This is a genomic window from Gordonia hydrophobica NBRC 16057, from assembly GCF_001592365.1.
GTDB lineage: Bacteria > Actinomycetota > Actinomycetes > Mycobacteriales > Mycobacteriaceae > Gordonia > Gordonia hydrophobica.
Window position 1 is genome coordinate 360,533 of record NZ_BCWU01000002.1, and the last position, 22,681, is coordinate 383,213.

The 22,681-nt window shown below is 67.5% G+C and carries 20 protein-coding genes; 8 read left to right on the top strand and 12 right to left on the bottom strand.

Features of this window, described 5'->3' with window-relative positions:
- The first annotated feature begins 92 nt into the window (after positions 1-92).
- From GH2_RS05205 to GH2_RS05215, 3 genes are read left to right on the top strand one after another with little or no spacing between them, the layout of a single operon-like run.
- A complete protein-coding gene (locus GH2_RS05205; protein ID WP_066163920.1) occupies positions 93-3,218 on the top strand; it encodes an MMPL family transporter in 3,126 nt (1,041 codons plus the stop codon).
- A 33-nt stretch (positions 3,219-3,251) separates the two neighbouring features.
- On the top strand, positions 3,252-4,448 hold the full coding sequence (locus tag GH2_RS05210; RefSeq protein WP_084247338.1) for a lysylphosphatidylglycerol synthase transmembrane domain-containing protein: 1,197 nt from the start codon (positions 3,252-3,254) through the stop codon (positions 4,446-4,448).
- 4 nt (positions 4,449-4,452) lie between these two features.
- Positions 4,453-4,863: a DUF3054 domain-containing protein gene (locus tag GH2_RS05215; protein ID WP_066163923.1), complete on the top strand. Its 411-nt coding sequence runs from the start codon at positions 4,453-4,455 to the stop codon at positions 4,861-4,863.
- Here GH2_RS05215 and GH2_RS05220 read toward each other — a convergent pair.
- Entirely contained in the window at positions 4,856-6,490 is a 1,635-nt protein-coding gene (locus GH2_RS05220; protein WP_066163926.1) for an NTF2-like N-terminal transpeptidase domain-containing protein, read from the bottom strand. The genes GH2_RS05215 and GH2_RS05220 overlap by 8 nt on opposite strands.
- Before the next feature lie 130 nt (positions 6,491-6,620).
- Here GH2_RS05220 and GH2_RS05225 point away from each other — a divergent pair, with 130 nt between their 5' ends.
- The 3 genes from GH2_RS05225 to GH2_RS05235 all read left to right on the top strand — a co-directional run bounded on the left by GH2_RS05225 (position 6,621) and on the right by GH2_RS05235 (position 10,806).
- Complete coding sequence (locus GH2_RS05225; RefSeq protein WP_157086011.1) at positions 6,621-7,346, top strand: pirin family protein; 726 nt, start codon at positions 6,621-6,623, stop codon at positions 7,344-7,346.
- 31 nt (positions 7,347-7,377) lie between these two features.
- The gene (locus GH2_RS05230; protein WP_066163931.1) at positions 7,378-9,360 is read left to right on the top strand and encodes a M13 family metallopeptidase; all 1,983 of its coding nucleotides are present in this window, start codon (positions 7,378-7,380) and stop codon (positions 9,358-9,360) included.
- A 489-nt stretch (positions 9,361-9,849) separates the two neighbouring features.
- Positions 9,850-10,806, top strand: a complete 957-nt coding sequence (locus tag GH2_RS05235; protein WP_066163934.1) for a R2-like ligand-binding oxidase — start codon at positions 9,850-9,852, stop codon at positions 10,804-10,806.
- A 68-nt stretch (positions 10,807-10,874) separates the two neighbouring features.
- On the opposite strand, the gene GH2_RS05240 is transcribed toward GH2_RS05235, so the two are convergent.
- Complete coding sequence (locus GH2_RS05240) at positions 10,875-11,978, bottom strand: L,D-transpeptidase (protein WP_157086021.1); 1,104 nt, start codon at positions 11,976-11,978, stop codon at positions 10,875-10,877.
- A gap of 125 nt (positions 11,979-12,103) precedes the next feature.
- The gene (locus tag GH2_RS05245) at positions 12,104-12,409 is read right to left on the bottom strand and encodes a hypothetical protein (protein ID WP_066163936.1); all 306 of its coding nucleotides are present in this window, start codon (positions 12,407-12,409) and stop codon (positions 12,104-12,106) included.
- 53 nt (positions 12,410-12,462) lie between these two features.
- On the opposite strand from GH2_RS05245, the gene GH2_RS05250 reads away from it, so the two are divergent.
- Positions 12,463-13,320, top strand: coding sequence for an alpha/beta fold hydrolase (locus tag GH2_RS05250; RefSeq protein WP_066163939.1), 858 nt, complete (start codon positions 12,463-12,465; stop codon positions 13,318-13,320).
- Positions 13,321-13,329: 9 nt separating this feature from the next.
- On the opposite strand, the gene GH2_RS05255 is transcribed toward GH2_RS05250, so the two are convergent.
- From GH2_RS05255 to GH2_RS05275, 5 genes are read right to left on the bottom strand one after another with little or no spacing between them, the layout of a single operon-like run.
- Complete coding sequence (locus tag GH2_RS05255) at positions 13,330-13,947, bottom strand: TetR/AcrR family transcriptional regulator (protein ID WP_066163942.1); 618 nt, start codon at positions 13,945-13,947, stop codon at positions 13,330-13,332.
- Positions 13,944-15,122, bottom strand: coding sequence for an NAD(P)/FAD-dependent oxidoreductase (locus GH2_RS05260; RefSeq protein ID WP_066163945.1), 1,179 nt, complete (start codon positions 15,120-15,122; stop codon positions 13,944-13,946). The genes GH2_RS05255 and GH2_RS05260 overlap by 4 nt, the downstream gene beginning before the upstream one ends.
- Positions 15,119-15,298: a rubredoxin gene (locus GH2_RS05265; RefSeq protein WP_062394457.1), complete on the bottom strand. Its 180-nt coding sequence runs from the start codon at positions 15,296-15,298 to the stop codon at positions 15,119-15,121. Before GH2_RS05265 ends, GH2_RS05260 begins: the two co-directional genes overlap by 4 nt.
- 1 nt (position 15,299) lies before the next feature.
- Complete coding sequence (locus GH2_RS05270; RefSeq protein WP_066163947.1) at positions 15,300-15,467, bottom strand: rubredoxin; 168 nt, start codon at positions 15,465-15,467, stop codon at positions 15,300-15,302.
- A 2-nt stretch (positions 15,468-15,469) separates the two neighbouring features.
- Positions 15,470-16,714 carry an alkane 1-monooxygenase gene (locus tag GH2_RS05275; RefSeq protein ID WP_066163949.1) on the bottom strand — a complete coding sequence of 415 codons (1,245 nt, stop codon included), beginning with the start codon at positions 16,712-16,714 and terminating at the stop codon, positions 15,470-15,472.
- Positions 16,715-16,844: 130 nt separating this feature from the next.
- Here GH2_RS05275 and GH2_RS05280 point away from each other — a divergent pair, with 130 nt between their 5' ends.
- Entirely contained in the window at positions 16,845-17,618 is a 774-nt protein-coding gene (locus tag GH2_RS05280; RefSeq protein WP_066163953.1) for an SGNH/GDSL hydrolase family protein, read from the top strand.
- Between the two features lie 360 nt (positions 17,619-17,978).
- Here GH2_RS05280 and GH2_RS05285 read toward each other — a convergent pair whose 3' ends face one another.
- The 4 genes from GH2_RS05285 to GH2_RS05300 form a co-directional block, all read right to left on the bottom strand.
- On the bottom strand, positions 17,979-18,251 hold the full coding sequence (locus tag GH2_RS05285; protein ID WP_307825340.1) for a hypothetical protein: 273 nt from the start codon (positions 18,249-18,251) through the stop codon (positions 17,979-17,981).
- 100 nt (positions 18,252-18,351) lie between these two features.
- On the bottom strand, positions 18,352-18,891 hold the full coding sequence (locus tag GH2_RS05290; RefSeq protein ID WP_066163956.1) for a hypothetical protein: 540 nt from the start codon (positions 18,889-18,891) through the stop codon (positions 18,352-18,354).
- 235 nt (positions 18,892-19,126) lie between these two features.
- A complete protein-coding gene (locus tag GH2_RS05295; protein WP_066163959.1) occupies positions 19,127-21,325 on the bottom strand; it encodes a 3-hydroxyacyl-CoA dehydrogenase NAD-binding domain-containing protein in 2,199 nt (732 codons plus the stop codon).
- 33 nt (positions 21,326-21,358) lie between these two features.
- Positions 21,359-22,567: an acetyl-CoA C-acetyltransferase gene (locus tag GH2_RS05300; protein WP_066163962.1), complete on the bottom strand. Its 1,209-nt coding sequence runs from the start codon at positions 22,565-22,567 to the stop codon at positions 21,359-21,361.
- Between the last annotated feature and the right edge of the window lie 114 nt (positions 22,568-22,681).

The window sequence follows — 22,681 nt, forward strand, 5'->3', positions numbered from 1 at the left end:
AGCCTTGTAGAACTTAAGTTTACGAGGAAGTCTTCTCAGACAAACCTGCGACAATCGCACTTTCGATACCCGCAAGTAGGAAGGACACCGGCGTGTTCGGATCCATCGGCTCATTCGTCTATCGAATGCGCTACACCGTCATCGCCGTCCTCATCGCACTGATGGGCGGCCTGGGACTGTACGGCCTCGGCCTCTCACAGCACCTGTCCCAGAGCGGATGGTTCGATCCGAACTCCGAGTCGGTCACCGGATCGGTCGTCGCCGACAGCGCGCTCGGCCGCGACCACAAGTCCGATGTCATCCTGCTGATCACGCCGCCCGACGGCACCAAGGTCGACGACGCCGCATTCGGCGCCAAGATCGAGAACATCGTGAACGACCTGGTCAAGGACCACCCGGACATCGTCAGCCGGGACTCGAGCGACGGCCACGCCGGCATCATCGATCCGTTCGACGCGGCAACCGACGGCGCCGGCGCGACGGCCGCGAAGATGAAGCAAGAGCGCATGTGGACGGCGGACCGCAAACACGGCTTCGTCTCCATCGGCGTTGCGGGCGACGACGACACCACGATCCTGGCCAACTACAAAACGATCGAGCCGTTCTTCGACAATCTCGCCGAACGGTACGACCTCCCCGGCACCCATTTCCAGCTCGCGGGTCTGCAACCGATCGCCGCGGGCATGAGCCAGGGAATGGACGACGACATCCACCGCGCCGAGCTGATCGCTCTGCCGGTGGTCGCCATCATGCTGTTCTTCGTCTTCGGTGGCGTCGTGGCCGCCATCCTCCCGGTCTTCATCGGTGGTCTCACGATCGCCGGTTCGCTGGGCATCATGACCGTTTTGGCACAGCTCACCGAGCTCAATGTCTTCGCCCAATCCGTGGTGACGCTGATCGGTCTGGGCATCGCGATCGACTACGGTCTGTTCATCGTCAGCAGATTCCGAGAAGAGCTGGCAGAAGGCTATACGGTCGAGGCCGCGGTCCGAAGAACCGTGATGACCGCAGGTCAGACGGTCGTGTTCTCGGCGACGATCATCGTCGCAGCGCTCGCCTGTCTGCTGATGTTCCCGCAGGCGTTCCTGAAGTCGGTGTCCTACGGCGCCCTCGCCTCGGTCGCGCTCGCCGCGATCCTGTCGATCACCGTACTGCCGGCGATTCTCGCGATCCTCGGCACCCGCATCGACGCCCTCGGCCTCCCGTTCCTCCGGCGCACCAAGACTCGCGAAGAAGTGGAGTCCGGGTTCTGGGGCAAGCTGGCGGGCTGGGTGATGAAACACCCGGTCAAGACCGCCGCACCCACCATCCTCTTGCTGCTGGCACTGATCATCCCGTTCGGGAACATCCAGTTCGGCGGTATGAGCGAGGCTTACCTGCCACCGGACCACCAGAACCGCATCGCGCAGGAGGACTTCGACAAGTACTTCCCGTCCGAGCGCACCGAAGACCTCAAGCTCGTCATCCTCTACGACCAGAACGACCAGGACGCCGCGGGCAAGATCGAGCAGATCGCCGACGAGGCGAACAAGATCCCCGGCTTCACCCGCCAGTTCTCATCGAGCGCCGATGACGGCGGTCAGGACGGCATCTACGGCGACCCGGAGACCGGTTGGGGCGTCGTGCAGATGTCGGCGGGCCTCCTCGACCGCAACACTGCGCCCGAGGCGATCAAGGAACTCCGCAGCATCGACACCCAGGGTCTGCAGATGTACGTCGCAGGCACCCCGGCGTTGACGCAGGATTCGATCGACTCGTTGATCTCCCGGCTCCCGCTCATGGCCGTGGTGCTGGTTCTGGTCACCGCGTTGCTGATGTTCCTGGCCTTCGGGTCCATCATCCTGCCGATCAAGGCGGCCCTGATGACCGCGCTCGGCCTGGGCTCAACGCTGGGCATCCTCACGTGGATCTTCATCGACGGCCACGGCGCGTCCATCGCGAACTTCACCCCGGGACCGCTGTTCGCCGCGGTGTTGGTCCTGATCATCGCCATCATCTACGGACTCTCGACCGACTACGAGATATTCCTGCTCTCCCGCATGGTGGAGGCCAGAGCCCAGGGCGCCTCGACCACCGAGGCCATCCGCGTCGGCACCGCCCACACCGGACGGATCATCACGGCCGCCGCCGCGATCCTGGTGGTCGTGACCGGAGCCTTCGGACTCTCGGAGATCGTGATGATGAAGTACATCGCGTACGGCATGATCGCCGCGCTCATCCTCGACGCGACCGTTATCCGCATGCTCCTGGTGCCGTCGATCATGAAGCTGCTCGGCGACGACTGCTGGTGGTCGCCACGCTGGATGCAGCGGCTGCAGCAGAAGATCGGTCTCGGTGAGACGATCCTCGAGGACGATCCGAGCCAAAAGCGACCCGACTACTTCGAGTCGCTTCCCGGCGGCACCTCCGGCGGCGTGGTGGCCGCAGCCGAGGCTCCGACCACGGCGTTGCGTGCGATGAGCGCCCGCCCGGTGTCCGGCCGGGCGGAGCCGACCGGACGGTGGCGCTCGCTCGCCCGTGCGGACGACACGTCCGACGACGCCGGCGAGAGCCCCGCACCGACCGCCGACAGCACCCTCGACGAGCTGGTCGACGACACCGTCGAACCGCCGAAGAGTACCGATCGGAAGAGCTCCGGTCCCGACACCGGCTCATGGAAGCTGGGGTTGAGCGGGGTCCGGCTCACGAGCCCCGATCAGCGTCCGAAGCCCGAGGGCGCGGGCACGGTGACCGCACCGAAGCCCGCCGCTCCGAAGCCTGCCGCACCGCGACCGGCGCCGAACCGCGCGCAGCCGCGCCCCGCGTCGGAGGTCGGCCGCCCGCAGACCGGCCGACGTCCGGTGGGAGCACCGCCGCGCCGGGTGCCGCCGACTCCGGAGCAGTCCGGACCTCATCCGGCGCAGCGCACCACCGCGCCCCGGCCGACCCCGCGCCCTGCGCCCACCGCTCCGCGCGGCCCCGAGCCGCGCAGGCAGCCTGCGCAGCCGAGCGCGCAGCAGCCGGTGTCCCAGCAGCCGGTTCGCCGACAACAGCAGGCGCCGACTCCGCAGAAGCCGCCCGCCCAGACACCGCCCACGCCGCAGCCCCACGCGGCCGAGCCCGAGTCCGCTGCTCCGTCGCGCGAATTGCGTTCCGACCGCGGCGAGACCGGCAGCCAGATCAGCGTGCAGGATCTGCTGCGTCGCAGCCGGTCGCAGCAACCGAACGACAAGGAATAGGCACTGACCTGGCGGGCCGTTAGGGTGGAACGCATGCCCGCAGACGACGAAGGAGGCGTCGCGAAGGAGACCCCGGACACCGGGAAGCCCTCGCGACCGTGGCGGCGCTGGCTCCGGTGGTCGCTCGTCGTCCTCGTCATCGCCGTGCTGACAACCGAGGGCGTGCTCATCTGGCCCAAACTCTCCCAGGCGTGGGAGCAACTCGCCCACCTGCGGTGGGAGTGGGTGTTCGTGTCGATCGTGGCCGCGATGCTGTCGATGGACAGCTACGGTCACGTGCAGCGGGTGCTGATGCGGTCGGCGGGCGTCCGCGTCCGCCAGCGGGAGTCGCTCGCAGTGATCCTGGCGTCGAACTCGGTCTCCCAGACCATGCCCGGCGGCCAGGTGCTGGCGCCCGCGTTCATCTACCGCGAGAGCCGTCGATGGGGCGCCACGCCGGTCGTCGCCTCCTGGCAGTTGGTGATGTCCGGACTGCTGGCCGGCGCGGGTCTGGCCCTGCTGGGCCTGGGCGGCGCACTCCTCGCCGGTGCCAAGACCAGCCCGTTCTCGGTCATCTTCACCGTTTCGATGTTCGTCGTCTTCGTCGCCGTGGTCCAGTACATGGCGAGCCACCCGCAGGCGCTGGAGATCATCGCGGCGCGGCTGCTCTCGTGGTTCAACGGTTTGCGCGACAAGCCCGCCGAGTACGGCACCGACAAACTGCACCAGATCATCACACAGCTGCAGGCGGTGAAACTCGACCGGCGCAACGCCACCGAGGCGTTCGGCTGGAGCCTGTTCAACTGGGTCGCCGACGTCGGCTGTCTGGCTGCCGCGTGCTACGCGGTCGACGCCCATCCCTCGATTCCCGGGCTGATGGTGGCCTATGCCGCAGGCAAGGCCGTCGGCACCGCGATTCCGCTGCTGCCCGCAGGCATCGGCGTCGTCGACAGCGTGATGTTCGCAGCCCTGGTGCAGGCGGGCATGACCGGCGCGGACGCCGTCACCGCGGTCCTGGTCTACCGGATCGTGAGCTACGTGCTCGTCTCCCTCGTCGGCTGGATCATCATCGCCATCCGGTACCGCGGCAGGTTCAAGTCCGGCCGCAGCCTCGACGACGAGATCGCCGACGACACCACCCAGAAGAACCCTGCGCTCGATCCGGAGACGGGCCAACCCGCGCCTGGCCGCCCGAAGCGCCCGCAGCCCCGGAACCAGAACTCGTCGGACGGTCGGCCGTCACTAGAGTGAAGTCATGACCGCTCCGTCCCCTGCCCGGCGTTTCGCCGTGCCCGCAGTCCTCGACGTCGTCGCCGTGGTCGTGTTCATCGCGATCGGTCGACGCAGCCATGACGAGTCCGGTTCGGTGACCGGCTTCCTCACCAGCCTGTGGCCGTTCCTCGTGGGTCTCGCCGCAGGCTGGGCGATCGCCGCCGCCGTCACGCGCGGGCGCAGCTTCGCGCCCTCCGCGCTGGTGCCGTCGGGCGTCGTCGTCTGGATCTCGACGGTCGTGATCGGCATGCTGCTGCGGGTGGCCTCCGCGCAGGGCACCGCCCTGGCCTTCTGCATCGTGGCATCCATCGCGACGGCCGTCCTGCTGCTCGGCTGGCGCGCGGTCGCCCTGGTGATCGCCAAGCGGGCAGCGCCCGGGCACGCTGCTACCTGACGCGGAAGTACTTCTGCAGCACCTGCAGCGCGGCCGTTCCCGAACGATCGCCCTCGCAGTAGACGACGAAGACCTTGCCGCCCTGCGAGCCGACGAACCAGCCGGGTCCCTGCGGCCCGTTGGTTCCCACGAGCGCCCGGAGTCCGGGCGCACCGGTGATGTCGCTGGCGTCGCCGTTCTTGGCCGTCGCCGCCATCTTCTCCCGGATCTGCCGCACGACGGCGTCGTCGAGCTTCCCGAGCTCGCCCCCGGCCACCTTGCTCTCGGCACCCTTGATCACGAAGGGCGCGACCGCGGAGTCCTGCCCGTCGGCGGCGCGTTCGAGCGCCACGCCGAGCGCCGCCATGCTCGTGATCGACGCCATGAAGTCCTTGGGGCGGTAGGCGGCCGCGGTGATTCGCGGTTTGGCGCCCTGCGGCATGCTCAATCCCGGAATCGTGTACTCCAGGCCGAGGCCGAGCGAGTTGAGGGCCGAGTCGACGGTCGACTTGTCCTTGGCTTTGCCTGCACCCTCCAGCGCGTCGAACACCGGATCCAGCGTGGCGCCCACCGGGTACGCGGTGCCCGCATCGATGTTCTTCTTCGCAGCGGCGTCGTTCTGCGCCATCGCCAGGATGCCGCCGGTCTTCGCGTCGAGCGCCATCATGGTGGCCGGCTGCGCCACTTCGACGACGGCGGCGCCGAGCGCGAGCTGCTGCGCCGGGCTGATCGTGGTGTTCACATCCGGCGCGGCGCCACCCTGATGACCTGCGAGTTTCTGGGGCGCCGAGCCCGGAGTCACCAGCTGCACCTGCCAACCGGCGGTCGCGTCGCGGATCGCGTTCCAGTAGTTGGTGATGCCCGAACTCAGCGGGGTCGAGAGGCGACGGTCGCTCATCACCAGCATGCCCGACTTGTGCACGTTGACGCCCGCGATGCGCGACGGGTCGCTGTCGAGCATCGCCATGTCGGAGTCTCGCAGCGTCACCGCGACGACTTCCTGCCCCTGCGCGGAATCGAGCTGCTGGTTGATCGACTTGACGGTGACCTTCGGCGCCACCTGCTGCACGCTGGAGGCGAGTGCACGGACCGTCTTGGCGAGGTCCTTGGTGGTCGCGGGGTTCACGGTGAGCTCGTTGACCGGCTCCATCTGCATGAACGGTTTGCCGCTGTCGGTCCGGACGGTCGGGGCGGGCTTGGCGTCGGTCCGGACCTCCTGCAGGCGCCCGTCGGCGGTCAGCCCGGTGTAGAGCAGACCCGGATCCCACTGGACCTTCCATCCGGACGACAGCCTGCGGGCCGAGCCGGACGTCTTGGTCTCGAACGTGTGCTTATCGGACCAGGTCCAGGTGGTGGTGAGACTGAACGAGGCGCTGCCGTCGCTGTATTCGACCAGACGTCCGGTGTCGACGGACAGCTCCTTGGCGTGCATTCCCGCGAAGGTGACGCCCAACGACTGCGCCGCCTGACTGGGCGACGTCGTCATGTCGGCGGCGCCCTGGGTGTCCTGCCGACTCATCGCCTCGGCGAACGACTGCACCGCGCGCGAGGCGTCGGTCTCGTCATCGGACGAGCACGACGTCATCGCGAGAACCATCGCGAGCATGGCAACGATCGCGGTCGCTCCGCGTGCACCCCGCAAACTCATAGTCCCAATTATCACTCTAATCCCACCCGTTTCGCTTCCCCCTGCTTCCTTTCCGGAAACTATGTGGTCACAATCCCACAACACCGCCGTAGCCGCCGCCGACCACGCCGACCCGAGGACAATGACGCCTATGAGTAAGTACATCATCCGCGCGGGCGAGCGTGCACGGACAACGACCGAGTGGCTCGATTCGGCGCACTCGTTCTCGTTCGGTGATCACTACGACCCGGCGAACACCCATCACGGGGTGCTCCTGGTCCAGAACGAGGACGTCGTCGCGCCCGGACAGGGCTTCGACACCCACCCGCACGCCGAGACCGAGATCGTCACCTGGGTGCTGTCCGGGTCGCTGGTGCATCAGGACTCCGAAGGCCATTCCGGAATCGTCTACCCGGGTCTCGCGCAGCGGATGAGCGCCGGGCGCGGCATCTCGCACTCCGAACGCAACGACGACGCCGAGTCGCCGGCGCAGCCCGTGCACTTCGTCCAGATGTGGGTGATGCCCGACGAGCACGGGATCGATCCCGGCTACGAGCAACTCGACATCGCCGCCGAACTGCAGCCGGGCAGGCTCGTCACCGTCGCCTCCGGATCGCCCGACCACGATTCGGCGATCCGCATCGCCAATCGCGCCGCCACCCTGTCGGCGGCACGACTGAACGCGGGACAACACGTCACGGTGCCCGGCGGCCGCTTCACCCATCTGTTCGTGACCCACGGCGACGTCGAGGTGGACGGCGACCGACTGTCCACCTCGGACGCCGTTCGCGCCGACGACTTCGGCGGCACCACGGTCCGCGCCGTCACCGACGCCGAGGTCCTGATCTGGTCGATGGATTCTCGGCTCGGCGAGTGAGCGCATACCCTCGGAGCGGTTCGATGACACTATGGAGTGCGTGACTATCGAGCAGACATCCGGACTGGACCTCGACTGGGTCGACCCCTCCGTCCGCGCCGCCGACGATCTCTTCACCCACGTCAACGGGAAGTGGCTGAGCAGCCACCAGATACCCGACGACCGCAGCATCGACGGCGCCTTCCACGTCTTGCGCGACAACGCCGAAGCCGACGTCCACGCCATCGTCGAAGAGTGCGCCGACGCTCCCAGCGAGGCGGGCTCCGCGGCCGCCAAGATCGGCGATCTGTACGCGTCGTTCATGGACGTCGACCGCATCGAGTCGCTGGGCATCACGCCGATCGCCGCCGAGTTGCAGCAGATCGCGGACGTCGCCGACACCGCCGAGTTCGTCGCTCTCCTCGGCCGGATGCAGCGCGACGGCGTCGGCGGACTGTTCGGGGTCTACGTCGACACCGACTCCCGCCAGTCCGACCGCTACCTGGTCCACCTGGGCCAGAGCGGACTCGGACTGCCCGACGAGTCGTACTACCGCGAGGGCAACCACGCGGCCGTTCGCGACGCGTACCGCGCGCACATCGCCGCCATGCTCGCGCTCACCGGCGCCACGGACGCCGACGCGCAGGCCGACGCGATCTTCGCGCTCGAGACGGCGATCGCCGCGCACCACTGGGACGTGGTCCGTCGGCGCGACGCCGAGGCCACCTACAACCTGCGCACGCTCACCGAGTTCACCGAGCTCGCCGCCGGGTACGACGTCGCCTCCTGGCTGGGCGGCATCGGCGCGGGCGACGCCTTCGCCGAGGTCAACATCGGGCAGCCGTCGTTCGTCGAGGGTGCGGCCGCGCTGCTGGCGTCGCAGCCGCTGTCGGCGTGGAAGAGCTGGCTCACCTGGCGGTTGCTGCGGACCGTCGCCGCCTATCTGCCGAGCGCGTTCGTCGACGAGAACTTCGCGTTCTACGGCAAGACCCTGACCGGCGCGGAGGTGATCCGCGACCGGTGGAAGCGCGGCGTCGGCTTCGTCGAGCAGGCCGCCGGGTTCGCCGTCGGCGAGGTCTACGTCCAGCGCCACTTCCCGCCCGAGGCCAAGGCCCGGATGGACGAGCTCATCGCGAATCTGGTGGAGGCGTACCGCCGCAACATCGTCGACCTGCCGTGGATGACGCCGCAGACGCGCGAGAAGGCGCTGACCAAGCTCGCCAAGTTCACGCCGAAGATCGGCTACCCCGCCACGTGGATCGACTACACGACGCTCGAGGTGGACCGCACCGACCTGATTGGCAACTCGCGCCGCGCCGCCGCATTCGAGACCGCCCGCGACCTGGCGAAGATCGGCAAGCCGGTCGACCGCGACGAGTGGTTCATGACGCCGCAGACGGTCAACGCCTACTACAACCCGGGGATGAACGAGATCGTCTTCCCGGCCGCCATCCTGCAGCCACCGTTCTTCGACCCCGACGCCGACGACGCCGCCAACTACGGCGGGATCGGCGCGGTGATCGGCCACGAGATCGGCCACGGCTTCGACGACCAGGGCGCCAAGTACGACGGCGACGGCAACCTCGTGGACTGGTGGACCGACGACGACCGCACCGAGTTCGGCAAGCGGACCTCGGCGCTCGCCGCGCAGTACTCGGCGTTCACCCCCACCGGGCTCGACGAGAAGTACACGGTGAACGGCGAGTTCACCCTCGGCGAGAACATCGGCGACCTCGGCGGACTGTCGATCGCGCTGGTCGCGTACGGCGTCGCACTCGAGAAGTCCGGCACCGACGCACCGATCATCGACGACCTCACCGGCATCCAGCGCGTCTTCTTCAACTGGGCGCAGATCTGGCGGACCAAGACGCGCGACGAGGAGGCCATCCGTCGTCTGTCGATCGATCCGCACTCGCCGCCCGAGTTCCGCTGCAACGGTGTGGTCCGCAACGTCGACGCGTTCTACGACGCCTTCGACGTGGTCGCGGGCGACGACCTGTACCTGCCCCCGGAGGAACGCGTCCGGATCTGGTGACGGTTCGGCGGTCTCGATGCGCTCCTCCGTCGCTCACTCAACCAACGTAAGGGACGGCGGCGGCCTCGATGCGCTCCTCCCTCGCTCACTCAACCAACGTAAGGGACGGCGGCGGCCTCGATGCGCTCCTCCCTCGCTCACTCAACCAACGTAAGGGACGGCGGCGGCCTCGATGCGCTCCTCCCTCGCTCACTCAACCAACGTAAGGGACGGCGGCGGCCTCGATGCGCTCCTTCGTCGCTTACTCGACCAACGTGAGGGGCGGCGGCCTCGGTCGCTCACTCGACCAACGTGAGGGGCGGCGCCGTCCTCCCCACGCTGATCGAGTAAGCAGGGGAGCGAAGCGAGCCTGCGCATCGAGATCGCCGCGGGCCGGGTCCGCCGACAGATCAGGTACCCACACCTCTCCGGCCGAATCCGCCACCGCCGAACCTGTTCCGGACTAGCGTCACCAGCACCGGCGACATCGACCTTCGGAAGTGACTCACAGTGACCGCATCCTCCTCGAATCCGACTGCCAGGCAAGGCTTCACCTCGCTGCGGGAAGGAGGGATGAACTGGGACTCGTTCCCGCTGCGGCTGTTCGCGAAGGGCAATGCGAAGGTGTGGAATCCGGCGGACATCGACTTCACGCAGGACGCCGTCGACTGGGCGGGCCTCACCGACGACCAGCGCCGCAACGCCACCTATCTGGTCGCGCAGTTCGTCGCGGGCGAGGAGGCCGTCACCCAGGACATCCAGCCGTTCATGGCGGCGATGGCGTCGGAGAACCGGTTCGGCGACGAGATGTACCTGTCGCAGTTCTGCTACGAGGAGGCCAAGCACGCGCAGACGTTCCGTCTCTGGATGGACGCCGTCGGCCTCACCGAGGACCTGCACCCGTACGTGGCGGAGAACCCCTACTACCGCGAACTGTTCTACGAGCAGTTGCCGCAGTCGTTGCACGTCCTGCAGACCGACCCGTCGCCGCGGAACCAGATCCGCGCCAGCGTCACCTACAACCACGTGATCGAGGGCAGCCTCGCCCTCACCGGCTACTACGCTTGGAATCGCGTCTGCGTGGAGCACGGGATCCTGCCGGGCATGCAGAAGCTGATCGGCCACATCGCCGACGACGAGCGACGGCACATGGCGTGGGGAACGTTCACCTGCCGCAGGCACATCGCGTCCGACGACGCGCTCTGGGACGCGGTCACCGAGCGGATGGGCGAACTGCTGCCGCTGGCACTCGGCATGATCACGTGGGTGCAGGACAAGTTTCCGGAGTCGCCATTCGGCATCGACAACTCGGTGTTCGCCGAGTACGCCGCCGATCGCGCTCAGCGGAGGCTGGGCGCGATCGAGTCCGCGCGCGGTCGGCACGTCGAAGACATCGACCTCGACTACTCGCCCGCCACGCTGGAGGACACCTTCGGCGAGGAGGACCGAGCGTCACTGAAGCGCTGACGCTCGCACGACCCTCCCGTTGCGGGCCGGCCGCTCACGTCAGCGGCGCGGCCTCTACTGCGCGGACTCTACTGGGCGCCGCCGGCCTGCCACTGCGCCCACGACAGTTCCCAGTCGCCGTAGATGTCCCAGACCGGGAGCGGCGGACCGCCGGAGTTGGTGATCTCGACGACGTCGCCGATCCCGAAGGTGTCGAACATCCACTTCGAGTCGGCCGGACTCAGATTGACGCAGCCGTGCGAGACGTTGGCCGCTCCCTGCTGGCCCACCGACCAGGGCGCGGAGTGGACGAACTCGCCGTCGTTGGAGATCCGGAGATCGTTGTAGACCGTCTCGCGGTAGTAGCCGGGATCGCCCTGGCACACGCCGTACGTGCAGGAGTCCATGATGGTCACCGCCGCCTTCTCCGAGATCACGTGCGGTCCGGTGTGCGACGGGTGGTCCGGCTCGCCGAGGCTCATCGGCATCTGCTTCACCTGCTGCCCGTTGTGGAACACGGTGAGCAGTTCGGTGGCGCCGTCGGCCTTCGCGACCCACGAGTCGTGGACGGTGTAGTCCACCTTCGTGTCCTCGGCGCCGTAGACGCCGTCGCCGAGATCGACGCCGTAGACGTCGGCCTCCAGATGGATCTTGGTCCCCGGCTTCCAGTAATTCGGGCCGCGGTAGTGCACATGCTGGTCGTCCATCCAGTACCAGGCGCCCGGCTGCGACGGGGTGGTCTTGACCACGAGATGTTTGAGGACCTCGGCCTTGTTCGTCACCGGCGCGGTGAACTGGACCACCATCGGCTGTCCGATGCCGATCCCGACGTCGGCGACCAGTTCCGGCGCCGGAACCACGTTCGCGTAGGCGGTCGACGACGGCGCGATCGTGTCGACCGTGAACGTCTTGACCGTCGGCACCTTGTCGGCGTTCACCGCAGTCGCCTTGACCGTGTAGGTGTGGCCGTAGCCCAGGTCCTCGGTGGTGGTCCACTGCTTGCCGCCCGCAGCGGCCTGGCTCGTCACCTGCTTGCCGTCCGCGTTCGTGACGGTCACGGTCGTCAGGGTGCCGCCGGTCGCGTCGACGACGATGGGCGTCGTCGGATTGATCGGCGTGCCGTTCGCAACCGGGACGGCGATCGTCGCCAACGCTGCGGGAGGAACCGGATCGCTGCCGCACGCTGCGAGCATCACTGCCACGGCGAACAGACACGCCACCGACGCGACGACCTTCGATCGATTCACTTCTCTCCCCTTGCTCTCGGCGACACCGGTCGCCACACCACAATTGTCCACCCGGACCGGCGGCATCGCCCCTATCGGGCGTCGACGATCGCGAGCGTCGCCGCCGTCGCCCCGACGGCCGCACCGGTCACGACCAGCACCGACGGCCACGCACCGAGCTTGCGTGCGAGCGGATGTGAGATTCCGAACGCGCCGAGGTACGTTGCCGACAAAGCGGCCGTAACCGCCGGACCGCGGCCGAGCCAACGGCGACCGGCGGCCACTCCCGCGGCGCCGAGGACAACTCCGCCGAGCGGCCGTTTTCCGGTGTAGCGGGCGGCCGCGAAGCCGCCGATCAGACCGGCGGCGACGAGGGGGACGGAGACATCGATGTTCATGGCGTCCAGAGTACGACTGTCCAGAAACTAGAACACGTTCTATTGTGGGTGGCATGGACGTGAGCTACGAGGCAACCAAGCGCGAGATCAGCACCGACCAGGGAGTCATCCGCTACCACGAGGCGGGTGAGCAGCACGACGACGTCCTGCTCCTGCTGCACGGCAGCGGGCCGGGCGTCAACGGCTGGCGCAATTACCGCGGGAACCTGGAGTTCTTCGCGCGCACCCACCACACCTACATCGTCGAGTTCCCCGGATTCGGCGTCTCCGACCCGGTCGAGGGCCACCCGGTCCTCACCGCAGGCGCCTCGGTGATCCGCTTCATGGACGCGCTGAGCATGCCGTCCGCGGCCATGGTCGGGAACTCGATGGGCGGCGTCGTCGGCATCAACCTGGCCATCAAGCACCCCGAGCGCGTCGAGAAGCTCGTGACCATCGGCGGCGTGGGCCCCAACCTCTTCAGTTCCAGCCCGTCCGAGGGCATTCGCCTGCTGCAGGAGTTCACCGACGCGCCCGACCGCGACAAGCTGCTGCGCTGGCTGAACTCGATGGTCTACGACCCGAGCGTCGTCACCGACGAGTTGATCGAAGAACGGTGGGCCGCCGCCAACGATCCGGCCGCGCAGCAGACGGCCGCCATGATGTACGGCTCCAAGGCCTTCGCGATGATGCAGCAGTTCATGGCGACCTCCGACACCCCGCCCTACTGGGCGATGATGCATAAGGTGACGTGCCCGACCCTGCTGACCTGGGGTCGCGACGACCGCGTCAGCCCGCCCGACATGTCGCTGGCGCCGATGCGCCTGATCCCGAACGCGGAACTACACATCTTCCCCCGGTGCGGCCACTGGGTGATGATCGAGGCGAAGGACGCCTTCGAGGCGACCGTCGGCGCATTCCTGCAGCGCTGACGGCGCGGCTCAACCGCGGGCGACGACGATGCTCGGCGCGAGCACGACGGCCAGGTCGTCGGCGACGTCGGAGTCGGCGTTCACATCGGGAGGCATCGCCACGTAGCTGAGCGCCGTCCGCGCGATCATCCGCGCCACCCGGCCCGCCATCGGCCCGTCGAGTCCGATCCAGGACTCGACGAGCATCACTTCGAGCCGGGCGCTCGCCGCCGTGATGATCGGCGCGGCGTCGGTCGTGATGAGTTTGAGCAGGTCCGGCTTCGCCTCCCCGGACAGCAGCGACTGGATCAGCGGGTCGTCCGCCGCATTCGCGAAGAAGCGTGCGAAGCCGGTCCGCAGGGCGCCCTCGACGTCGTCGACGTTCTCGTCGACCGCGCGGACGATGTCGCCAGTGAACTCCTCCGCCAGTCGGAGCGCGTAGGCCTGCGACAGACCGGCGCGCGAGGAGAATTCGTTGTACACGGTCTGGCGGCTGACCCCGGCCTGCCGGGCCACGTCGGCCATCGTGACCCGCGCCCAGTCCTTCTCCCTCAACAGCGTCCGCAGACCGTCGAGCAGGGTGCTTCGCAGAAGGTGCTTACTGGCTTCGGCGAAGCTGGTCGTCGGGGCGGCCGGCGGAGAACTCACACCCTCGAGCCTAACGCCGCCGCGATCTCCGAGCGGCAGGCGCGTGCCGCGGCGGCACGGCCGACAGCCACCGCGCCGATCAGATCGTCGCCGTCGTAGGTCGTCACCAGTGCGTCGCCGTCGCCGAGAGATCCCTCGATCCGGACGTCGTCGGTCCCCGTGGGCCACCCCACCATCTGAACGTTGACGCCGTACTGGATGGTCCACGCCCGCGGGACCTCGGTGAACGACGGCGCCGGTGTGCCCGCGAGGTCCGCCAGAACCGATTTCGCGGCGGCTCGCCCCTGGTCGGTCGCACCGAACCAGTGCTCCCCGCGCGCGGGCTCCCCCGTCCGCAGATCGGGCAACGCTGCGGCGTCGCCCGCGGCGTAGACGCCGGGAGCACTGGTGGCCAGCGTGCTGTCGACCACGATTCCGTGGGGGCCGACCGCCAGGCCCGCCCCCTCGGCGAGGGCGACGTCCGGGCGCGCGCCGATCGCCGCGACGACCGTCCCGACCAGCTGCGTCCCGTCGGTCAGCTGCACCCGACGTGCGGTGGCGGAGTCGGCGACCGACGCGGTCCGCAGCCAGACGCCGTTCCCGACGTGGAGTCCGGCGAGGTAGTCGGACACCTGATGCGGAACCACCCGGCCGACGACGCGATCGGCCGCCTCGACCACCGTCGCGGTCATGCCGTGCGCCGCGACGGACGCGGCGAGTTCCAGACCGATCAGCCCGCCGCCGATCACCACGAGCCGCTGGGACCGAGACAGATCGTCGCGAATGGCGGCCGCGTCGGCGCGGGTCCGGAGGGTCGGCACGGCCGGGTCCAGCCAGCCGGGCCGGATCGGCCGGCCGCCCGTCGCCACGATGAGCGCCCGGTAGCGGACCGACGCGCCGTCGTCCAGGCTCACCGTGCGCGCGTCGACGTCGATCCCGGTGACCCGGACGCCCGCGCGGACGTCGATCGTCTTCTGGGCCCAGAACTCCGGTTTCTGCAGCGCGATCCGACCTTCCGAGAGGTCGGCGGCGAGCAGGTCTTTGGAGAGTGCCGTGCGGCGGTACGGCAGACCGGACTCCGCGCCGATCACCGTCACGGGCCCGTCGTACCCGTCGGCCCGCAGCGTGGTGGCCGCGGTGACGCCTGCGGTTCCTGCACCGACGATGACGATCCCGGGTCCGGTCGGCGCCGTCATGACCGAGCGACCTCGACCATCGTGAAGTCGGCCTTCGCGGCGCCGCAGTCCGGGCAGCTCCAGTCATCCGGGATGTCGTCCCAGCGGGTGCCGGGCTCGATGCCGTCTTCGGGCCAGCCCTCGGCCTCGTCGTACTCGAACCCGCACTGCTCGCAGCGGAAGAGTTTGAAATTCATGTCATGCTCCGATCTTGTCGAAATCGATCTTTTCGCGGACCCCGCAGTCGGGGCAGGTCCAGTCGTCGGGGACGTCGCTCCACGGGGTCCCCGCCGGGAATCCCTCACGGGGTGCGCCCGCGGCTTCGTCGTAGGTGTAGTCGCAGATCTCGCAGCGGTAGGCGCTCATGCTCATGCCTTCGCGTACCTGGCGAGGACCTTGTCCCGCTTGCCGGGCTGAATGTTGGCGCGGGTGACGTCGCCGTCGTAGTGGTCCAGGACACGGTGGTCCATGACCTTCCGCCAGATCGGCGGGAAGTAGGCGAGGGTGATCATGCTCGCGTAGCCGCTGGGTAGGTTGGGGGCGCCGTCGAAGCTCCGCAGCGTCTGGTAGCGACGCGTGGGGTTCGCGTGATGATCCGAGTGCCGCTGCAGGTGGTAGAGGAAGATGTTGGTGCAGATGTGGTCGCTGTTCCACGAGTGCTGCGGGGTGCAGCGCTCGTAGCGGCCGCGCTCGTTCTTCTGCCGCAGCAGTCCGTAGTGCTCCAAGTAGTTGACGGTCTCCAGCAGGGAGAATCCGTAGACGGCCTGGATGGCGACGAACGGCAGGATCTGCCACCCGAAGATCGCGGTCAGTCCGCCCCACAGGACGATCGACATGGCCCAGGCGTTCAGGACGTCGTTGCTCGGATGAAAGACGGGCTTGTCCGCGCGCCGCAGTCGTGTGGCCTCGAGCTCCCACGCGGACTTCAGGCTGCCGAACACGCTGCGCGGCAAGAAGGTCCAGAAGTTCTCGCCGAACCGGGAGCTCGCGGGGTCCTCCGGCGTCGCCACGCGGACGTGGTGGCCGCGGTTGTGCTCGATGTAGAAGTGGCCGTAGAAGGTCTGCGCCAGGGTGATCTTCGAGAGCCAGCGCTCCAAGCTGACCTTCTTGTGCCCGAGCTCGTGCGCGGTGTTGATGCCGATGCCGCCCATCGCGCCGATCGAGAAGGCCAGGCCGATCTTCGACGCCAGGCCGAGGCCGCCGTCGATGCCGAGCCAGTGCAGGTCACTCGCGGTCCAGAGGTAGCAGGCGAAGACGATGCTGACCATCTGGAACGGGATGTACACGTACGTGCAGTAGCGGTAGTACTTGTCGTTCTCGAGCTGCTCCATCACCTCCTCGGGCGGGTTCTGCCCGTCGGGACCGAAGAAGATGTCGAGGATCGGCAGCAGCACGTAGATCAGGATCGGACCGATCCACCACCAGGCGGGCGAGACGGTGGAGAGCCAGCCCCAGCCGAGGCTGTCCGACATCGCGTTGAACAGTGCGACGAAGCCGGTCGCGAGGAAGACCGCGGTGGGCGGCACCAGGCCGAGCAGCCACAGGTGGCGCTTCTTGTCCCGCCATTCGACGTCGACGACAACTGTCTCGTTGTCGATTGCTGGGTTCGCCATGTCAGTCCTCCGTAGTCCGGCGAGCTTTGGTGAACTTGACATTAGACGTTGTTAAGTCGCTTGTCTATACATTTCTCTTGATTTGTAAACTTCGGTGGGCGGCAGCGCCCCGCGATCTATCATCGGATCCATGCGTTATTCACGGTTCGTCGCGATCGGCGACTCGCAGACCGAAGGCATGGGCGACGGCGACGCCGAGCGCGGATACCGTGGCTGGGCCGACCGCCTCGCCGAACACCTGGCCGCGAACCAACCCGACTTCCGCTACGCCAACCTGGCGGTACGCGGCAAGAACACCCGCGACGTGCTCACCCAGCAGCTGGAGCCCGCCGTCGCATTGCGCCCCGACCTCATCGCGGCACCGCTCGGCATGAACGACGTGATCGGCCGCATCGATCTCGACGACGTGCACGCCGACCTCGACGTCATCTACCGCCGGCTCGCCGAGACCGGCGCCGAGGTCATCGTGTCGACGTTCCCCGACATCTCCGAGATCAATCCGTTCGGGCGCGTCTTCCAGGATCGACTGCTGGACATGAACGGCATGATGCGCGACTTCGCTCGCGACTACGGGTTCGTCCTCGTCGACCTCTATGCCGCGCCCGTCCTGCGCGACCGCCGGTCGTGGTCGCGCGATCGCCTGCACGCCTCCTCCGCAGGCCACGAGCGTTTTGCCGCGGGCGCAGCGTTCGCGCTCGGCCTCCCCGAGGGCGCGCAGGACTGGGGCAGTCCACTGCCGCCGCGATCGGAGCCCAATCGGATCGTCCGCATCGCCGATGACGCCCGCTGGCTCATGGAGTCGTTCTCCCCGTGGATCATTCGCAAGATGCGCGGGCGGTCGTTGGGCGACGGGCGCCTCCCGAAACGCGCCGAGCTGCTCCCGGTCGCGTCGCCCGGCAGCTGACCCGCAGCGGGCGTCCCGCCGCCGTCCCACCAAAGAGTTGTGCCGTATTTCGTTACCCGATTCGGGTAACGAAATACGGCACAAAAGGTTTTCTTCCAAGAAACGTTGTCACTCCGGCCGTAAGCGGCCTACAGCACTCACGGGTCGTCGATGCAGTTCCGTTCGCCATGTCTGTCCATCCCGCGCCTCCCCGCTCGGTCTGATCATCGTGCCCCGTGCGCGCCATCGTCGCCAGTGCGCAATCCACAGGCTCCGGCACCAACGCCACACCTATTCACAGGGCCTGCAATCAAGCAGTGAGCCCCGGTGGACCGTGCGGTTCACCGGGTCTCACCGGCAGCGTGAACGATCGGTGAGGTGTCAGGCCTGACCCAGCGCCTTGACCATCTCGGCGTACTTCGGCGCCATCTGCGCTGCCATCGCCTTCGACGCCGACAGCGGGCGCAGCATGATCGTGAACTGGTCGATCAGACCGTCGTCATTGAGGTGAATGAAGTCGCAGCCGTGGACCTGCAGTCCGTCGACCATCGCGGTGAAGATCAGCGCGTGGCCGTTCGCGTCGTCGACGTACTCGTGCTGGTACTCGAAGTCGGTCAGCGTCGTCGAGACGGCGTGCAGGATGCCGCCGACCACCGCCCGGCCCTAATAGGGCTTGAACGCCAGCGGACTGAGCAGTTCGACGTCGTCGGCGAGCAGCGCCGGAATGGCGGAGAAGTCGTTGGCCTCGACCGCCTTACGGAACTCGATCATGCGACGCCGCCTTCCGCGCCTCGCCGACTCGGCCGATCTGATCGCGCTCCGCGCGGTTCGCGGACAACCGCTTCTGCGCCATCGACGCCGCTCGGGTCGGATCGCCCGTCGTCAGGGTGAAGAGTTGTTCGAGACCGAAGACCTGTCCTGCGCCGCCCCAGTGGCCCTCGGGGATCTCCAGCGGGAACACCCAGACGCGTTCTGCGCCTTCGGTTCCGTCACCGCCCTCGGCACGCAGAACGGCCGAGGTGATGTACGAGACGATCTCCGCCTTGCGGTCGGCTCCGTTGATGTTGCCCTGCGGCACGGACGCCAGAATGCGGTAGCGAGGCTTCGCCGACGGCGATCCACCCACATACAGGGCCGACCGATGAACGTAAGCCCAGCCGATCTCGCGAGCAAAGGGGTTGGTGGGATCGGCGCCCTCGATCTTGAGCATGAACGTCGTGAGGTCATCGATCAGGGCGGCCTCGGCGTCGGGCGTCAGCGCACCGTCGGGAATGAACAGGTCGAGCATCGGCATGGCGTTTCTCCATTCATGTGGACTGATCCAGAGCCACGGACGGTGACCCGGTCGGCTGGTCGACGATTCCCGCGTCATCGCGAGGACCTCGAATAGACCATTACGTCTAGACGATACAGTCCAGACGGGTGCACGACAAGACCTTGACACCGATCCATCCATCGACCTGACCAAACCAGTCAGCCCCGGTGAACCGCATGGTTCACCGGGGCTGACTGGTTGCGCAGCTAGACGATCACTTCGTGACGAGGTTCTCGTTCGTCAGCTTCTCGACGCCCGAGTCCGCCTTCTCGACCAGCGAGGCCGGCGGCTCGAAGTGAGCACCGTACTTGGAGGCGAGGTCGCGTGCGCGGGCGACGAAGCCCTTCAGACCGCCCTCGTACTGGTTGATGTACTGCACGACGCCACCGGTCCACGCCGGGAAGCCGATGCCGAAGATCGAGCCGATGTTGGCGTCCTCTACCGAGGTCAGCACGCCCTCGTCGAAGCACTTCACGGTCTCGAGCGCCTCGGCGAAGAGCATGCGCTCCTTCAGGTCCTCGAGCGGCATCTCGGCCGAGCCCGACTTGAAGTTCTCCCGCACGCCCGGCCAGATCAGACCGCGCTTGCCGTCGGTGTAGTCGTAGAAGCCTGCACCGTCCTTCTTCGACGTGCGGCCCAGCTCCACCATCTTGTCGATGACGTCGTACGAGCCGTGCGCCGGGAACTCGGTGCCCGCGGCCTCGGCGGCGGCCTTGCTCTCCTTGCGGATCTTCTGCATCAGGGTGAGCGTCAGCTCGTCCGACAGCTGCAGCGGCGGAGCCGGGTAGCCGGCCTGGCTGCCCGCCTGCTCGATGAACGCAGGCTCGATGCCCTCACCGACGGCCGCGATCGCCTCGTTGATGAAGGTGCCGATGACGCGCGAGGTGAAGAAGCCGCGGCTGTCGTTGACGACGATCGGCGTCTTGCGGATCTGCAGGGTGTAGTCGATGACCTTGGCGAGCACCTCGTCCTTGGTCTTCTCACCGCAGATGATCTCCACCAGCGGCATCTTGTCGACCGGCGAGAAGAAGTGGATGCCGATGAAGTCCTCGGGGCGGTTGACGCCCTCGGCCAGACCGGTGATCGGCAGCGTCGAGGTGTTGGAGCCGAGCACCGCGTCGGGCTCGACGATGTCCTGGATCTCCTGGAAGACCTTGTTCTTGACCTCGACCGACTCGAACGCCGCCTCGATCACGAAGTCGACGCCCGCGAAGTCCTGCGGGTCGACGGTCGGCGTGATGCGGGCGAGCAGCGCGTCGCTGCGCTCCTGCGTGGTCTTGCCGCGCGAGAGAGCCTTCTCTTCGAGCTTCTCCGAGTAGCCCTTGCCGCGCTTGGCCGCCTCGATGTCGATGTCCTTGAGGACCACCTCGATGCCCGCCTTGGCCGAGACGTAGGCGATCGCGGCGCCCATCATGCCCGCGCCGATGACGCCGACCTTCTTGGCCTGGTACTTCTCGAAGCCGTCGGGGCGCGAGCCGCCGCCGTTGATGTGCTGGAGGTCGAAGAAGAACGCCTTGATCATGTTCTGGGCAACCTGACCGGTCACCAGCGAGACGAAGTAGCGGGTCTCGACCAGGTCGGCGGTGTCGATGTCGACGTAGGCGCCTTCGATCGCAGCGGCCATGATGGCGCGCGGCGCAGGCATGTTGGCGCCCTTGATCTGCTTGCGCAGCAGCGCCGGGAAGGCGGGCAGGTTCGCTGCCATCGCCGGGTTGGTCGGTGCGCCGCCCGGGATCTTGTAGCCCTTGACGTCGAACGGCTGCTGAGCCTCCGGGTTCGCCTTGATCCAGGCCTTGGCGGCGGGGACCAGATCGTCGATAGATGCGACGACCTCGTGGACCAGGCCGATCTCCTTGGCCTTGGTCGGGTTGAGTCGCGGGCCCTGCAGCAGAACGCCCATGAGCGCCTGCTGGATGCCGAGGAGTCGGACGGTGCGGACCACGCCGCCGCCGCCGGGGAGCAGGCCGAGGGTCACCTCGGGAAGGCCGACCACGGCGCCCTTCACGTCGGCGACCACACGGTAGTGGCAGTGGAGGGCGATCTCGAGACCGCCGCCGAGCGCCGCACCGTTGATGGCTGCGACGACCGGCTTGCCGAGGGTCTCCAGCCGACGAAGGACGGCCTTCATCGAGTTGGTGCTGGAGTTGATCGCCGTGGCCAGTTCTTCCTTGGTCTGGTCGGCGGGCGGGTTGGTCATGTCCTTGAGGTCGCCGCCGGCGAAGAAGGTCTTCTTCGCCGAGGTCAGCACGACACCGGTGATGTCGTCCTTCTCCGCCTCCAGGCGGTCGACGGTCGCGGCCATCGCCGCCATGTAGGTGGCGTTCATGGTGTTGGCGCCCTGGTTGGGGTCGTCCATGGTGAGGATGACGACGCCGTCGGCGTCCTTCTCCCACGCGATCATGTTGTCAGTCATGATGAAGTCTGTTTCCTTCTGGTTCCGGGGCGATCAGAGACGCTCGATGATGGTCGCGACGCCCATGCCGCCGCCGATGCACAGGGTGATCAGGCCGTAGCGGCCGCCGACGCGCTCGAGCTCGTCGAGGGTGCTGCCCAGGATCATCGCGCCGGTGGCGCCGAGGGGGTGTCCGAGCGCGATCGCGCCGCCGTTGATGTTGACCTTCTCGTGCGGAACGTTGAGGTCCTTCATCCACTTCATGACGACCGACGCGAACGCCTCGTTGAGCTCGAAGACGTCGATGTCGTCGATGGTCAGGCCGGCCCGCTTGAGCGCGAGCTCGGTGGCCGGGGTGGGGCCGGTGAGCATGATCGACGGCTCCGAGCCGACCTCGCCGTAGGAGACGACGCGCGCCCGCGGGGTCAGGCCGTTGCGCTTGCCCGCCTCTTCGCTGCCGACCAGGACCAGGCCCGATCCGTCGACGATGCCGGAGCTGTTGCCGCCGGTGTGGACGTGGTTGACCTTCTCCACGTTCGGGTACTTCTGCCGGATGACGTCGTCGAAGCCTGCCATGTCGGCGAGGCCCTGGAAGGCGGGCTTCAGCTTGCCGAGGCTCTCGACGGTGGTGCCGGGGCGACGGTGCTCGTCGTTGTCGAGCAGGGTGACGCCGTTGATGTCCTTGACCGGGATGATCGACTTGGCGAACCGACCCTCGTCCCACGCCTGCGCGGCGCGACGCTGCGACTCGGCGGCGTAGGTGTCCACGTCCTCACGCGAGAAGCCCTCGATCGTCGCGATCGTGTCGGCGCCGATGCCCTGCGGGTTGATGTAGTAGTCGTACGCGGTGGCCGGGTCGGTGAACAGGGCACCGCCGTCGCTGCCCATCGGCACGCGCGACATCGACTCCACGCCACCGGCGAGGACCAGGTCGTCGAACTCCGACTTGACCTTGGCGGCGGCCAAGTTCACAGCTTCCAGGCCCGACGAGCAGAAGCGGTTGATCTGCGTTCCGGGAACGGTCTCGCCGAGACCCGAGACGATCGCTGCCGTACGCGCGATGACCGCGCCCTGCTCACCGACCGGCGACACGACTCCCAGGATGAGGTCGTTGATCTGCTTCGGGTCGAGATCGCCGTGACGGGCGAGAAGTCCGTCGATCAGACCGGAGACGAGGTCGATCGGCTTGACGCTGTGCAGCGAGCCTCCACGCTGCTTGCCACGGGGCGTACGCACAGCCTCGTAGATAAATGCTTCGGACACAGGTGTTCCTTTCACACGAACCGATTGTGGTTACAGATCATAGGCTAACGCGTCATAACTTATTTGGCTATACCCAATGGTCATTGCCACTCGACAGTCCATCGAAATGAGCTA